We start from the raw sequence: 14,518 nt of genomic DNA, 5'->3' as shown, positions 1-14,518 counted from the left end.
ACGCGGCGCGGCTTCTCCAGCGAGTCGACGAGCTCCTGCAGGGTCTCCGTGCGGACGAAGTCGCCGTCCGTGCCATGCTTCTCCAGCAGGGCATCGGTCTTCTCGACGGACCGGTTGTGCAGGGCAACGGTGAACCCGTTCCGGGCCAGGTTGCGGGCGAGGTTGGCCCCCATCACCGCAAGGCCGGTGACACCGATGTGTGCTGACATCAAAACTCCCAAATTAGTTGGTCCCGCAGTGGAGGAATGTAGCCCTTCAATCCAGGGCGCCTTCGCCAAAGACTCGAGGCTGAAAAATCGTTGCCGCCAGGGTCAAGTTACCCCAGTGGCCTAATGGCCCCGGCCGACGACGAGGGCCGCCCTACGGACCCACTTCTCATTGGCCTATTCCTCGTCAAGAAACCGTAGCGGCGGCAGACTCGCCGTGTATTGACGGGGTGACGCCGCCCACCAAGCGGCACAGCCTGCCCGCCAAGTGTCCACATTCTCGCGTGCACCGCCCATTATGACGACGCCATCTTCAACGTTCGCGCGAGATCCGCCGGAGGTGTAGACACCATCCCTCTCGGTGATGTCCGGATACGGCTGATGCAGTTGGCCGAGGTCTGAGAACAGATACATGGGACGCTGATCGGTCACGGCGGCCAGCGCGTTCTCCGCCGTGTCTACCCCGGTGAGCACCAGTGCAGTGGCCATACCGGCGCGGTTCCCGCCGAGGATATCTGTGTCAAGTCGGTCCCCGACCACCAGCGCCTCCTGGACGCCAAGGTGATTCGCCGCCGTCATGAACAGTTGCGCCTCGGGCTTGCCTGCCACTACTGGGGCTCTGCCCGTGGCGGCACTCACTGCGGCAACGAGTGTGCCGTTCCCGGGTGCGATTCCGCGCTCCTGAGGAAAGGACATATCCGTGTTCGTGGCTACCCAGACGGCGCCCCCCGCCACCGCAAACGCGGCTTCTGCCAGGTCTTTCCAGCCGAGCGTGGGTTCGAAACCCTGTATAACCGCATCCGGAAGGGGGTCGGCGGTGGTCACGGGGATCAATCCCTGCTCCGCGACATGCCGGGCAAGAACAGCGCTGCCCGTGACGAGTACCGTGGCTCCCGCAGGCACCCGCCCGGCCAGCAGTTCCGCACCTGCGAGCGCGGAACCAAAGACCTGCTCAGCTGTTGCCGGCAATCCCAGTGCCCGGAGGTGGGCAGCTACCTCGGCAGAGGACCGGGACGCGTTGTTGGTTACGTAGGCCAGTGCGACGCCGATGGCTCCGAGCTTTTCAAGCGCTTCGCTGGCACCGGGGATTGCCGACGGACCTGCGTAGACCACGCCGTCAAGATCGGAGAGCACTGCCCCATAACGTTGGGCCAGTGCTTCCGCACCAGTTCCTGGGGTGGCATCTGGCCCGTCAGAGGAGCTGACGCCCTGGACAGTCTCCCTTCCGACACTCCGGCTCAGCGCGGCGTCCTCAACGTCACCGAGGGACAGGTCCAGCCTCCCGTCGGAGAGCTCGCTCGGTGGGAAGGTCATACTCATTTGAATTTACCCTTCTGCTGCTACTCGCCGGCACCGTCTCCGGCTGGCGGTGTTGGCAGCTGCTCGACCGAGCAGCGCCCTTACCACTGTGAAGTTCGTACCCGGGGTGGCTGCCCGGACTTAGTTCCTTCTCCGCTGCTGACCTTAGGCAGGTCGCGGAGTGGAGCATGGCTGCACCTATAAGGGGCTAGGTGTTCGTCGCTGGCCGTCGGCGACCTGCCTATCGGACGGGAGTATCCGCCCTGTGATCTGGTTGGTCAGCGGTTGTTGCGAAGGCATTTACCCCCTACGGCCGGGGTTTGCAGGCTGATGTCGTGCTGATTCCTTGTTCTTGGCAAAGCCCACTCATGATCATCTGTCGGGCCCGGGGTGTGCACCCCGGGCCCGGAGCGGGCAGAGTTCTGTGTCAGGGAACAAAAATTACAAAGAACTTTCTAATCCGTTCTTGGATCTCCCAAGTTCCTCGCCAGCCGATGGGAAAGACGGCTGCAGTTCCGGCCTCCACAGTGACCGGTTTACCGCCATCCTCAGTGATGACCATTCGGCCTTCAAGGACGTGAATCACCTCACCGCGCTCTAAAAATTCCCACCGAGAAAGGCCTGGTTCAGCCTCCCAGACTCCAGAGAGAATGCGAGAGTCATCGCTTGTAAAGGGAATAGTGATTCTCGTAGGGATGTCGTCGCTCAGTACCTCGGCGAGGGGCGGGCCGAGTAGGGATTCGTCTAGCTCCCCTTCGAAAAGTTCGCTGGGCTGGAAGGTTATGCTCATCTGGATATGCCTTTCTGCTGCTACTCGCCGGATGGCCTCTGGCGGGCTGGTCGTCATGACCGCGGCTCGATTGAGCAGCGGTGGTCAATCGTCAATGGGATACCGCGCAGGCCCGCCCCTTCGAGTTCATCCCATTGTTCGAGGTCGCGTTTGGTCGACTCTGCGATCAACGGCGGGTGACCCGCCCCTCGCCGGGCAAACACGTGAAAAAGGCAGGTTGCTGTACGGGCGCAAATGGGACTACCAGCCATTGCCCGCCATAGAATTCCACGTACGAATCCGAGGGGCACCCTGCATAGGCTTCTTCTCGTGTCATGTCGATCTGTCTTTCTCGGTTGGTCATGTATTACTGGGAAGGGAAGTACTTCTCCTCTTCCGCGAGGTGGGCTTGGCATCCATCCTCCTGTCATTTGCAGGCAGGGGAAACGCTAATTTGGAATGGTTTTAGCCACCCCTTTGGATAGGTATCCCCGTAAATCTCCGTACGACCGGCTGGAACAGGTCAGCTTTCCCTGCCGAAGTGGCTGCCACGATGAACTAACGCGGCGCGGCGGGCGGGGGTAGTTCAACCGGATCCCAGATAAGGAATCTGATCGTCTGACGGTTCGGTGCCGATCAGATCGGACAGCCCACAGGCCTAACTTGGATGAACAAGGTGTGATTGAGTGGAGCATGGCTGCACCCATAGAGGACTACGCATTGCTATCGGATCTTCAAACCGGGCCTCTCATATCCCGGGATGGCAGCGTGGACTGGCTCTGTTTCCCGCGCTTCGACTCGCCGTCCATGTTTAGCAGCATCTTAGGCACCGATGACCATGGCCGGTGGCTGTTGGCCCCCAGCGAGCCAGGCGCTGTCGTTGTCGATCGACACTACATAGACTCAACATTCGTGCTCCAAACCACATGGAAGACTGGTGACGGAAACGTCCTAGTTACCGATTTCATGCCGCTGGGGGATAACGGCTCGTCCCTGGTCCGCCGTGTTACCGGGCTGGAAGGCAGCGTTGAAATGCGTCAGGAACTTCGGATCCGCCCAGGATATTCAACGGTCTCACCTTGGGCGAGTCGTGTACGCGACAATACGCAGACGGCGGCACCGGTCCTGTTGGCCATGGCCGGTCCGGATGCTCTCGCACTGAGAGGACCTCATCTTCCACAAGCACATCAGCACGGGCACGAGGGAAAGTTCCTCATTTCTAAGGGCGAGCAGGTTGATTTCGAGCTAACGTGGTTCCCCTCGCACCGCCCCCTGCCAGCAGCGATTGACGTTGATGTCGCTCTTGAAGAAGCCACTGAGTATTGGAGCCGCTGGGGAAGCCACTGCCGGCAAGATGGCGTCTATGGGGGTGCGGTTAAACGTTCGTTGTTGGTACTCCGGGCTCTTACGCATTATGAAACGGGGGGGATTGTTGCAGCGCCCACGACGTCCCTCCCCGAGGATTTCGGTGGATCACGGAACTGGGACTACCGATACTGCTGGTTGCGGGATGCGGCCCTGACACTGGAATCGATGCTGACCCACGGCTATGAAACAGAGGCGCTTCAATGGCGCGACTGGCTCCTTCGGGCACTCGCCGGCGATCCCGAGCAGATGCAGATTATGTACGGCATTGGGGGAGAACGGGAACTCCCTGAACGCGAGCTCCATCACCTCCCTGGCTATGCGAATTCCAGGCCTGTGCGCGTTGGAAATGCGGCAGTATCGCAGTTCCAGGCTGATGTTGTCGGCGAAGTGATGGTTGCATTGGAAAGACTACGCATGGCCGGAGGTAAAGAAGACCACTTCTCTTGGGCCCTTCAGCGGGCACTTTTGGGGTTCGTCGAAAAACACTTCGACGACAAGGACTTCGGCCTTTGGGAGATGCGCGGCGACGCGCAGTACTTCACCCACTCCCGAGTAATGATGTGGGCCGCTTTCAACAGCGGGATCCGGGCGGTACGGATTCACGGTTTACCTGGAAATGCTGAGAAGTGGGAGTACCTCCGAGAGCGGTTGCGTGAAGAGATAATGCGCGAGGGATTCGACCAAAGGATTGACTCCTTTACGCAGACATATGGCGGAAGGCAAACAGACGCGGCGCTACTGGTCATGCCACAGGTCGGCTTTCTCCCCTACAACGACAAGCACATGCTGAGCACAGTCACACGGCTCGAAGAAGAACTCCTTACCGACGACGGCCTTCTCCTGCGCTATCGAACAGAAAGTGGCGTCGACGGCCTGGCACCGGGTGAACATCCTTTCCTCGCATGCTCTTTCTGGCTCGTGGAGCAGTACGCGCGCACAGGTAGACAAGTCGAGGCAAAGACCCTTATGGATAAGCTCGTGGGGCTTGCCAACGAGCTCGGTCTGCTTAGCGAAGAGTACGCAACGAACGAAAAGCGGATGGCCGGGAACTTCCCCCAAGCATTCTCACACTTAACCCTGGTCAGGGCGGCAGACGCTATGCACGGGGTTGACCGCCTCAGTCTGGCCGTCGACGCTGTAGTTTAGTGCCAGGGCGTCGGAGGAGCCTCGATTGAAGTAGCCAGCAGTGTGGTCACCTGCTCAGGCGTCGAACATGGGTGCACTCAGCCTTCTCCGGATGTTGGTCCCAACGCTGGCTCCGTCCGTCCTCTAGCAACTCGCCCGGCCTTCCATCGCGGACGACGCCTGTGCATGCTCGCGGCGCGGGATCCGCCCGGCGGCTTTCGCCGGCTGCCGCTGATGGCTGCATGCTTTCAAGGCTTCGCCCATGAACACGCGGTTCTGCTCCCTGGTCACGGCCGTGAGCAGCAGCGCGGCGTCATTGCCCAATTCCATTGAGAAGGCAGCGTCAGAGGCGTTACGGGGAGTCGTTGGTGCATGAGACTTTGAAACCACGGTTGACGAGCTGCTCAGTGGCACTGACGAGTTCTACGGCATGGGGCAGGAGCGTGTCCTCTGCTGCCATGACTTAGAGGTTGGCCCATTCCGTTTCGAGGGACTCGCAGGCCAGCTCCGCCGTCAAGACGGCATTTCTTGCGAGGAAGCAGCCGGCAGTGTTCGAGAGGACCTGACGTTATTGGCCACGAGCAGCAGTATAAAAAGGGAACCTGTTTCGGCGGGCCAGTAGCGGCGCATGCCTACTGTGGTCAGTCAGCTCCGCGCCGGGGGCCAGGACCGCGCGGCACCGAGTCCGTCAAGCGCTCCATCTGTGCCCGAGATGGGCCGGGAGCTCAATTCCATGCCGATGACCAGGCAGTCGGAGTCTAGTCAGCGCAGTTGTTCGGTCCTCATCCGCACCATCCTGGATTACCATCACGAGCTCGATGTCATCGTCCACAGAAATCGAGGTGGTGCCAATGACTGCACGGCACCACCTCGGAGTAAAAGCCTTCGCTATAACGCTTGCCAACCAGATCACAGGCGGGCCGTTTTCTCAACGGGCAGGCCACCGACGGCCGGCAGGCGGGTGTAGCAGTAGCGCGTATTAGATTTCGAAGTATCGGAAGGAGTGTGACTCCAGACCCTCGGGGTTGGGTCCGTAGATGGTGACCATGCGTGCGTAGACCGGTGCCCAGTACCGGCCTAGCTGTCCGGGGTTTACACGTGCCGAATCGCCCGGCCTCAAGATGACAGTCTTGCCTTCGCTGGCAATGTGGAGCTCGCCTTCCAGAACGAAGTTCGTCTCGGTGTGGGGGTGGAAGTCTTCCCAGCCACAGGAGTTCAGTTCCCACTCGGAGAGTATGAAATCATCCCAGCCGCCTACTGGATCGGCGTTGATGAACCTGCAGTGCAATCGTTGCCATTCATCCTTCATAGGCGTCATGGCCTTCATTGGCCAAAAGTCGATTTTTTCCCCGGTCTTGGGTGCCGGGGGCTGAGAGGTGATGGGAGTGGGAGTGGCCATTTTTTGACCCCTTTCTTCAGCGCGTCATCTGCTATGCGGAATGCTCCTGTGATCCGGGGAGAGCGCGTCATCGCGATCTGGGTCCCGCCGCTGTCCACTTTGACAGGGACGCGCGTTCAAGTCAATCGTCCAAAAGAATGGGTAGGATCCAACATCCCTATCGGCCTGATTGAGGAAAAGTCTTCTTGAACGATTGACTTGCACGCTTGTTCATGTCATCTTTTTTGTACGAGCAAACGTGAGAAGCATCACAGTACCAAGGCTCGTGCCTGCGCCCGAAAGGCCTCTAGGAAACTAGGGAATATCGACTTTGTGATGATCCCCGAGCCCCCACGGGGCTACCAACTTGATCTTCAAGGCAGTTCTGCCTGCATCCCAGACCACCAGGTCTTTCCCCATTCAAAGGAGAATCATGGAAACCACACTCGTAGGAACACTCAGTAAAGCTGGATCCATCCACAAGGTAGAAGGCGGCTATATCGGGCTGCCGTCCATGAACGAACCTGGAACGGTCGCTGCGATCGGCGACTCCCTCCACAACCCGGAGGGGTCCGTCATGAGCGCCGGATTCTTCGAACTGAAGGCTTCCGAACCGTTGGTGTACACGTACACCTACGACGAGATGAAGGTCGTCGTGCAGGGCGAGTTCATCCTTACCGACCAGTCGACAGGAGAAGTCACACACGCAAAAGAGCGCGACGTGCTGTTCTTCCCCAAGGGCACAACGGTCAAGTTTGAGACCCCTGAGTACGCTCTAGGGTTCTTCACCGGCGACCGCAATTTCGCCCCCTAGACCCAACAACTCGGGTCGGTTCCATGCCGTCGCCTCCAGGCGCCGGTGGAACCGGGCGTCTAACGTGCGGCATTGACGGGGCCCGCCGGCTAAGGCGGTTTGCCGTAAAGACTTTTTCGGACCTGAGATGCCTGACTGAAGGGTCAGGGGTCGGATCATCTCCTGTCTTGGGAGCACCACTCCGGGCGAGCTGGCAAGGATGGCGCCACCCTCCCGCATTCTCTAACCGCTTTCTCGGCATACGGGCGTGGGCGTTGCACTGGCCGCACCCGGACTGAGACACGTAGCCCAATAAAAGCGCCGCATACCGGCGTCCTAAAAGATCTTTTTGTAGAGGAGAACACCATGGTATTACGAGTCGGAATCATTGGTGCCGGACCCAGCGGACTGGCACAACTGCGGGCGTTTGAATCAGCACGTCAGAAAGGCGCCTCGATCCCCGAAATCATGTGCTTCGAGAAGCAAGGCGATTGGGGCGGACAGTGGAACAGCAGCTGGCGGATCGGGCTGGATGGGCACGGTGAGCCGGTGCACTCCAGCATGTACCGCCACCTATGGTCAAACGGGCCCAAGGAGTGCCTGGAGTTCTCGGACTACTCCTTTGACGAGCACTTCGGCCGTCCGATTTCCTCATTCCCGCCTCGCGAGGTCCTCTTCGATTACATCAAGGGCCGCGTGGAAAAGTCAGACGTCCGCAAGTACGTCCAGTTCAATACGGTTGCCCGCCACACTAGCTACAACGAGGCCACGCAGGAATTCACGCTGACGGTTGAGGACCTCAAAACCAACCTCACGGAAACCCATGTATTCGACAAGCTGGTCGTGGCCACCGGCCACTTCCATGTTCCCGCCATCCCCGAGTTCAAGGGCATCAAAACCTTCCCGGGCGAGGTTCTGCACGCCCACGATTTCCGCGGTGCCGAGCGCTTTTACGGCAAGAAGCTGCTCATGATCGGCAGCAGCTATTCCGCTGAGGACATCGGCATGCAGTCCCACAAGATGGGCGCCGCGTCCATCACCCTCAGCTACCGCACGGCCCCCATGGGTTATCACTGGCCGGAGAACACGGTGGAGCGCCCGCTGGTCACCCACTTTCAGGGCCGCACGGCCTACTTTAGTGACGGCACACACGATGACTTTGACGCCGTCGTTCTTTGCACCGGGTACCAGCACAAATACCCGTATCTGCCCAGCGAGCTGTCGCTGAAGTCACCGAACGTGCTGTACCCCGGCAACCTCTACAAGGGCGTGGTGTGGCAGCAGAACGAAAACCTGTTCTATCTGGGTGCCCAGGACCAGTACTACACGTTCAACATGTTCGACGCGCAGGCATGGTTTGCCCGCGATGTGATGACCGGAAAGATCGACCTCCCGCCCCTCGCTGAGCGCGACGCGGACATCCAGCTCTGGCTCGAGCGCCAAGCCGCACTGTCCGATCACGACGCAGAAGCCGATTTCCAGACGGACTATCTGCGGGAACTCATCGGAGCTACAGATTACCCGCCCTTTGATCTCGACGCCGTCTGCCAGTTGTTCAAGGACTGGATGCACCACAAACACGATGACATCCTCGGGTACCGCGATATGCTCCACCGTTCAGTGGTCACCGGTACCCTGGCGACTCAGCACCACACCCGCTGGATCAACGCAATGGATGACTCCATGGAGCGATACCTGCACGGCACCTCCCAGAATCTGGACAACATGACACCCGATAATCTCACCGAGACCGTAGCCGCCGGGTAACGAAGGACCCGTACGTGGCTGTTCGGGTACCCCCGGCCGTGACAGGCCGCCGACTGGTTCTACCAGACGGCGGCCTGCCACACCCATGAACCAGCGGGTCTACCTACACCCCATCACTTTGGTGGCGGACATCGACACCGACAACACCATGCAGCCGATTGGTCGCGCCTGAAGTCAGACGAACCTGTCGCAGTCTCTGACGACCTCTACTCCACCGGCACGTCTAGGTCGAAGATGTAGCACCAAGTTAAGGGAAGACCCCACAAAAATATGACGCCTCATCCCCCACTAAACTGACGCGAAGGTATGTGCCCGCTAGAAAACTAGCAATCCAGCCGGCCGCTGCGATCGTCTCGGTGCCGGCGCGGCCTCCAACGCAATATGCGTTCCTTCCAGCACGAACAGAAGTTCAGATCAGGCGTTCCAGACAGTGCTAAACCTTTCACTCTCCAAGCAATACTCTTAGGAGGTGTCCTAGGAGGGCCAAAAATCGCAAGACTGGAGAGTGAGCTATGCGGGTGTCCGCAAAAGATCGAAAAGAACAGCTGATATCAGCAACTGTGGAACTGATGAGGCGTGAGGGTGTTCAGTCCGTAACCATGCGGGCCATTGCTAAAGAGGCTAATGCCCCCTTGGCTACTGCGCATTATTGCTTCAGCGGTAAAGAAGAGCTCATGGAGGCGGCCGCTGAGGCCTGGCTGAAGAACCTAAGCAGTTTTTCCGGTGACATCCCGGTCCACGTGGGCCTCCGTAAGGCGGTGGAACAAGTAGCCCAAGGCTACTGGCGGGCGCTGGAAGAAGAGCCGGCAAGTCTCCTTGCTGAGATCGAACTGATTTTGTGGGCAACACGCAATGCCCCCGTCAGCCCGCTGGCCGCGAAGATCTATCCTGCCTACGAGGTGGAGCTTGGAAATCTGTTCTCCTCCGCGATCCAGAACAATGGTGACAAGTGCCTCATCGGCGTCCCCGACCTCGTAAGGTCTTTCCTTATGATTTACGACGGAGCGGCCCTTCAATACTTGACTGACCCCACAGCGACCGATCACCGCGCCTTGTTCTTCATGACGCTTGATGCACTGCTGACCAGGGCCGGCGTCTAAAACTCGTCTGCCGTCAACCGTGCCACGCGGAGAGATAAACGGCCGAAATGATCTCGCTTTCAGGAGCGGATTAGGCAGCATTTTAAGTTCCGAACAGCCCGAGGATATCCGACAAACGGTTGGCGCTTGCTCAACAGTTGGTAACCGTGAGCTGGATCGACTTCGCCAACGGGTCGACAAGGTCGCACTTACGCCGTCGACGGGATCAGCACATTCGTGGCTTCCCATGGGAAGGCACAAGCCAGCTTTGCTGTCTGCATCTCCGGCTCGAGCGGCGAACTGTCAGCAGACGCTTGGGACATTCCGCTGCGGACGTCGACCAGTCTGCCGCTGCAGAAGAACGTCCTGAACCGTCGGCTGGCTCACCAGCAAGAACTTGCGCCTTGCCATCACGCCCTGGATCGAACGGACTTACCACCTCCGGCGACGGCAAAGACGGCCGGGCCAACTCACGCCTATCGACTAATAGACAATCAACCGGACCACGCTCACAGCGGCCGGCCCGGGCGCCATGCGCGCTTCGGGCGAATCGACGGCGTCGACTCTGCGCCCGCTATCGCCGACGGCGGCAGGGAGGCGCAATGGGGTCGGATTTCTGTCACCACCGCGTTGTCAGTGGATACTGCGGCCCTTGGATACAGCGGGGCACCCCGTGTCACTAAAGCCACACTCGACGCGTGAAGGTCCGGGCCCATCATAAAGGGTGGTTTAAACCATCCTGAATTAGCGTTTCACCTATCCGCAAATGACAGGACGATTGGATGTAACGCCATCTCTGTAGGAGGAGACCCGCTTTTGGAAAGGCAGCCCGGTGCTACAAACCTCAGATTCTTGTTTTGATGCCTGGATGGGCCGGGAGGCCCTCGCCGAGGCCATGATTCCGGTGATCGGCCGGCTTTACCGCGAGAATAACGTGGTGACCAGCATCCATGGCCGGAGCCTGATCAACAAGTCCACCATGAACATCTTCAAGGCGCACCGCTTCGCCCGCAGGATCAGCAATGACGAACTGCTCCTGGAGGAGACCGCTCCCCTCTTGAACGTTCTGGCAGGGCTGGAACTCGGAGCGGCAGCGATCGACGTTGCCCGGCTGAGCCAGAAGTTTAAGGAAGATGGCGGTGACGCTACCCTGGAGGATTTTCTCCGCCAGGAGCTCGCAGAGATCGTGGGCAAACGCGGCAACAACGACCGCACCAGCACAGATGTCGTGCTCTACGGCTTTGGCCGCATCGGCCGGCTCCTGGCCCGCGTCCTGATCGAAAAGGCCGGTGGCGGGCACGGCCTGCGCTTGCGGGCCATCGTAGTGCGGAAGGGGTCGGACAACGACCTCTCCAAACGTGCCAGCCTCCTGCGCCGCGACTCGGTCCATGGCTCTTTTGAGGGCACCATTCGTGTTGACGAGGAAGCCGACACCATCACCGCCAACGGTGTGCAGCTCCAGGTCATCTACTCCGACAATCCGGCCGCCATCGACTACACCGCCTACGGCATCCACGACGCCCTGGTGGTGGACAACACCGGCCGCTGGCGCGACGCCGAAGGCCTATCGCAGCACCTGCAGAGCAAGGGCGTTGCCCGCGTCCTCCTGACGGCCCCCGGCGAGGGCGAACTGAAGAACATCGTTCACGGCATCAACCACCACACGATCGAGGACACTGACCAGATCGTGTCGGCAGCCTCCTGCACCACCAACGCCATCACCCCGGTGTTGAAGGCCATCAACGACAAGTTCGGCGTCATCCACGGCCATGTGGAAACGGTGCACTCCTTCACTAACGACCAAAACCTGATCGACAACTTCCACAAGGGCGACCGCCGCGGACGCTCGGCCGCGCTGAACATGGTCATCACCGAAACCGGTGCCGCAAAGGCCGTAGCCAAAGCGTTGCCCGAGCTGCTCGGCAAGCTCACCGGCAGCTCCATCCGTGTCCCCACACCGGACGTTTCGCTGGCCATCCTCAACGTGAGCCTGGAAAACGGCACCACAAAGGAGGAAGTCAATGACTACCTCCGGGAGATGTCCCTCCACTCGGACCTGCGCAAGCAGATCGACTACATCGACTCACCCGAAGTGGTGTCCACCGACTTCGTCGGTTCACGCCGTACCGGCATCGTGGATGGCCTCGCCACCGTTTCCACCGGGAAGAACCTGGTCCTGTACGTCTGGTACGACAACGAGTTCGGCTACAGCTGCCAGGTGGTCCGGGTCATGGAGGAAATGGCCGGTGTGAACCGGCCGTCCTTCCCCGCAACAGGAGTGGTTGAGGAGGCCCTGTCGGTGCTTGCAGCCTTTGGATCCGCCTAGGGTTCTCCCCCACCCTGGATATCTAGGGAATAGATCAACGAAACGAAGAGGCAGAAGCAGTTGAACTGTTATGTCAGAGCGACACGATCCGGGTAACTAACTCCTTGCGCCATGCCCTTATCCTCTTCCCAGAATTTGAGCCGAGACATGAAAATTGGAATTCTCACCAGCGGAGGCGACTGCCCCGGACTGAACGCCGTGATCCGCGGGGCGGTCCTTAAGGGCATCGCCATCCACGGCCACGAATTTGTCGGGTTCCTAGACGGCTGGCGGGGGGTGGTTGAAGGCGACATCATCGATATCCCCCGCACAATGGTCCGCGGAATCGCCAAACAGGGCGGAACTATCCTGGGTACGTCCCGCACCAACCCCTTCGAAAATGGCGGTGGACCGGATGTCATCAAGGCCAACTTGGAACGCTTAGGCATCGACGCCATCATCGCCATCGGCGGCGAAGGGACCCTGGCCGCCGCGAAGCGCCTCACCGACGCCGGCCTCAAGGTCGTGGGTGTGCCCAAGACCGTGGACAACGACCTCGACGCCACCGACTACACGTTCGGCTTCGACACGGCCGTGCAAATCGCCACCGAGGCCATCGACCGACTCCGCACCACCGCAGAATCCCACCACCGGTGCATGATCGCCGAGGTTATGGGCCGCGATGTGGGTTGGATTGCCCTCCATGCAGGCATGGCCGCCGGCGCCCACGCCATCCTGATCCCGGAGCAGAAGGTGAGCATTGAGCAGATCACCCTGTGGGTGAAGGAAGCCCACGCCCGCGGCCGTGCACCTCTGGTGGTGGTGGCGGAGGGATTTGTTCCGGAGCACATGGAGTCCCCGCACTCCGAACGCGGGCTGGACACCTTTGGCCGGCCGCGGCTGGGCGGAATCGCGGACCAGCTAGCCCCCGAGCTTGAGGCCCGTACCGGCGTCGAGACCCGCGCCACCATCCTGGGGCACATCCAGCGCGGCGGCGTTCCCTCTGCCTTCGACCGCGTCCTGGCAACGCGCCTGGGCATGGCGGCGATCGACTCCGTGGTGGAGGGCCGCTGGGGCACCATGGTGGCTCTGAAGGGCACCAATATTGAGCATGTGAGCTTTGAGATGGCCCTGGGCCAGCTGAAGGTTGTTCCCCAGAACCGCTACGACGAAGCCGCGGTTCTGTTCGGCTGAGCCGGGCACTCCCCCTTGGCCGGTCATGTGTCTGTCTTCAGCGGGAGCTAGACCAGGGCTACCAGAAACACCCATAGCCACAACCGCACGTTGGACAGCGCCAGAATGCGGTCTCGGTTCAGACGCCCTCTTCTTGTTTCCGCGCTGCCCTGTCGAGAGCTTCCAACACCCGCGCGTTGTCTGCCGCGTCGCTTAGATCGTAGCGGAGCGGCGTACCGCCCAGGACGCTGTCGGCGAAGTGTTCGCCCATGCGTACGAAGTGGTTTGCGCCCTTTACCGCGTGATAGGTAGTGTCCTGCCCGAAGTGATGCTCCTCTAAGACAGAATCCTCCTCCATGAGTCCAAAAGGATTGTCGAGGTAGAGTCGCCCCGCGGTCCCCGTGATTTCCAAAAAGTTGCGGCGCTCGAGGTTCAGTCCGGTATCAAAAAGCGCGGTTGCGTTGCCGGGAAAGCGCAGCATGCCGGCAATGCTGACCTCAATTCGACCGCTGTCGTTGGCGTCGCGGTAGTTACCAAAGGCTGCAACTCGAGCGGGTTCCTGGGCCGTGACCATCCGGCTCACGTTGACGCAGTAGCACCCCGTATCGAAAAGTGCGCCGCCGCCGAGCCCCGTGTAACAGCGGATGTTGTCGTCTCCGCCCGCATCGAAAGAGTGACCAACATGGACAAATGTCAATTTGCCCACCACACGAGCCTCGAGCAGCTCTCGCAGCTTCTCGAAACGCGGGTGAAAACGGTACGCGAAGCCCTCTAAGACTTTAAGACCGGTCGCATCGGCCTTGCGCGCAATCTCCTCGCACTCGGCGGCGCTCATCGCCAAAGGCTTTTCACAGAGGACGTGCTTGCCTGCATCCAAGGATTTTAGAATCCACTCGAGGTGGAGCGCGTTCGGCAGCGGAATGTAGACAGCGTCGATGTCCGGGGAAGCGAGCAGCGCCTCATATGATTCAAATACCCCTGAGATACCGTGCTTGTTGGCGAACTCTCTGGCCCTCTCCTTGGTGCGGGAAGCGATACCTACTACTTCACCGTTCTTCGTTCCCTGCAACGCCGGAATTGTCTTGCGTACGATGCGGGCGCCTCCCAGAACGCCCCAACGCAGTTTATTTCTCATGAAATACTCCTTTTAGCAGGCTGCCCAGAAGGCTCTGCCACGGGCCGAATTCTGCGGACGAGCCATCATCAGGTTCTTGCGGAACTCCTCCGACATCCCTAGAACGTCTTGCCGGTGGAGC

The 14,518-nt window shown here is 60.0% G+C and carries 12 protein-coding genes and 2 pseudogenes; 7 read left to right on the top strand and 7 right to left on the bottom strand.

Annotated features, from left to right (window positions below):
- The 3 genes from QCD75_RS20500 to QCD75_RS20490 all read right to left on the bottom strand — a co-directional run.
- On the bottom strand, nt 1-209 hold a 209-nt coding region (locus QCD75_RS20500; protein ID WP_301231324.1), incomplete at its 3' end, for an NAD(P)-binding domain-containing protein.
- Nucleotides 210-383: 174 nt separating this feature from the next.
- Nucleotides 384-1,526 (bottom strand): HAD-IIA family hydrolase, encoded by a 1,143-nt coding sequence (locus QCD75_RS20495; RefSeq protein WP_301231323.1) that lies wholly within the window; start codon nt 1,524-1,526, stop codon nt 384-386.
- 406 nt (nt 1,527-1,932) lie between these two features.
- A complete protein-coding gene (locus QCD75_RS20490) occupies nt 1,933-2,295 on the bottom strand; it encodes a cupin domain-containing protein (RefSeq protein ID WP_301231322.1) in 363 nt (120 codons plus the stop codon).
- Nucleotides 2,296-2,967: 672 nt separating this feature from the next.
- Between QCD75_RS20490 and QCD75_RS20485 the strand changes: the two genes are divergently transcribed.
- A complete protein-coding gene (locus QCD75_RS20485) occupies nt 2,968-4,788 on the top strand; it encodes a glycoside hydrolase family 15 protein (protein WP_301231321.1) in 1,821 nt (606 codons plus the stop codon).
- Nucleotides 4,789-4,911: 123 nt separating this feature from the next.
- Here the strand turns inward: QCD75_RS20485 and QCD75_RS22285 are convergent, their stop codons facing one another.
- The 3 genes and pseudogenes from QCD75_RS22285 to QCD75_RS20475 all read right to left on the bottom strand — a co-directional run bounded on the left by QCD75_RS22285 (nt 4,912) and on the right by QCD75_RS20475 (nt 6,166).
- Nucleotides 4,912-5,097, bottom strand: a complete 186-nt coding sequence (locus QCD75_RS22285; RefSeq protein ID WP_441005528.1) for a hypothetical protein — start codon at nt 5,095-5,097, stop codon at nt 4,912-4,914.
- Between the two features lie 22 nt (nt 5,098-5,119).
- Nucleotides 5,120-5,284: pseudogene (locus QCD75_RS22280) on the bottom strand (hypothetical protein).
- 462 nt (nt 5,285-5,746) lie between these two features.
- Nucleotides 5,747-6,166, bottom strand: coding sequence for a cupin domain-containing protein (locus QCD75_RS20475; RefSeq protein WP_301231320.1), 420 nt, complete (start codon nt 6,164-6,166; stop codon nt 5,747-5,749).
- A gap of 412 nt (nt 6,167-6,578) precedes the next feature.
- On the opposite strand from QCD75_RS20475, the gene QCD75_RS20470 reads away from it, so the two are divergent.
- The 6 genes and pseudogenes from QCD75_RS20470 to QCD75_RS20445 all read left to right on the top strand — a co-directional run bounded on the left by QCD75_RS20470 (nt 6,579) and on the right by QCD75_RS20445 (nt 13,283).
- Nucleotides 6,579-6,959: a cupin domain-containing protein gene (locus QCD75_RS20470; protein ID WP_301231317.1), complete on the top strand. Its 381-nt coding sequence runs from the start codon at nt 6,579-6,581 to the stop codon at nt 6,957-6,959.
- Between the two features lie 345 nt (nt 6,960-7,304).
- Entirely contained in the window at nt 7,305-8,705 is a 1,401-nt protein-coding gene (locus QCD75_RS20465; protein ID WP_301231315.1) for an NAD(P)-binding domain-containing protein, read from the top strand.
- Between the two features lie 512 nt (nt 8,706-9,217).
- A complete protein-coding gene (locus QCD75_RS20460; protein ID WP_301231314.1) occupies nt 9,218-9,805 on the top strand; it encodes a TetR/AcrR family transcriptional regulator in 588 nt (195 codons plus the stop codon).
- 258 nt (nt 9,806-10,063) lie between these two features.
- Nucleotides 10,064-10,271: pseudogene (locus tag QCD75_RS20455) on the top strand (IS3 family transposase); the annotation flags it as partial.
- A 345-nt stretch (nt 10,272-10,616) separates the two neighbouring features.
- Nucleotides 10,617-12,110: a glyceraldehyde-3-phosphate dehydrogenase gene (locus tag QCD75_RS20450; RefSeq protein WP_301231313.1), complete on the top strand. Its 1,494-nt coding sequence runs from the start codon at nt 10,617-10,619 to the stop codon at nt 12,108-12,110.
- 147 nt (nt 12,111-12,257) lie between these two features.
- Complete coding sequence (locus QCD75_RS20445) at nt 12,258-13,283, top strand: ATP-dependent 6-phosphofructokinase (protein WP_301231311.1); 1,026 nt, start codon at nt 12,258-12,260, stop codon at nt 13,281-13,283.
- A 118-nt stretch (nt 13,284-13,401) separates the two neighbouring features.
- Here the strand turns inward: QCD75_RS20445 and QCD75_RS20440 are convergent, their stop codons facing one another.
- A complete protein-coding gene (locus tag QCD75_RS20440) occupies nt 13,402-14,397 on the bottom strand; it encodes a Gfo/Idh/MocA family protein (RefSeq protein WP_301231310.1) in 996 nt (331 codons plus the stop codon).
- Between the last annotated feature and the right edge of the window lie 121 nt (nt 14,398-14,518).

Source organism: Arthrobacter sp. PsM3 (assembly GCF_030433895.1).
Taxonomy (GTDB): domain Bacteria; phylum Actinomycetota; class Actinomycetes; order Actinomycetales; family Micrococcaceae; genus Arthrobacter.
This window is presented reverse-complemented; position numbering and strand designations above follow the sequence as displayed.

Coding starts and splice junctions, on each gene's coding strand:
- QCD75_RS20495 (WP_301231323.1), bottom strand. CDS start 1,526: ATGAGTATGACCTTCCCACCGAGCGAGCTCTCCGACGGGAGGCTGGAC.
- QCD75_RS20490 (WP_301231322.1), bottom strand. CDS start 2,295: ATGAGCATAACCTTCCAGCCCAGCGAACTTTTCGAAGGGGAGCTAGAC.
- QCD75_RS20485 (WP_301231321.1), top strand. CDS start 2,968: ATGGCTGCACCCATAGAGGACTACGCATTGCTATCGGATCTTCAAACC.
- QCD75_RS22285 (WP_441005528.1), bottom strand. CDS start 5,097: ATGGAATTGGGCAATGACGCCGCGCTGCTGCTCACGGCCGTGACCAGG.
- QCD75_RS20475 (WP_301231320.1), bottom strand. CDS start 6,166: ATGGCCACTCCCACTCCCATCACCTCTCAGCCCCCGGCACCCAAGACC.
- QCD75_RS20470 (WP_301231317.1), top strand. CDS start 6,579: ATGGAAACCACACTCGTAGGAACACTCAGTAAAGCTGGATCCATCCAC.
- QCD75_RS20465 (WP_301231315.1), top strand. CDS start 7,305: ATGGTATTACGAGTCGGAATCATTGGTGCCGGACCCAGCGGACTGGCA.
- QCD75_RS20460 (WP_301231314.1), top strand. CDS start 9,218: ATGCGGGTGTCCGCAAAAGATCGAAAAGAACAGCTGATATCAGCAACT.
- QCD75_RS20445 (WP_301231311.1), top strand. CDS start 12,258: ATGAAAATTGGAATTCTCACCAGCGGAGGCGACTGCCCCGGACTGAAC.
- QCD75_RS20440 (WP_301231310.1), bottom strand. CDS start 14,397: ATGAGAAATAAACTGCGTTGGGGCGTTCTGGGAGGCGCCCGCATCGTA.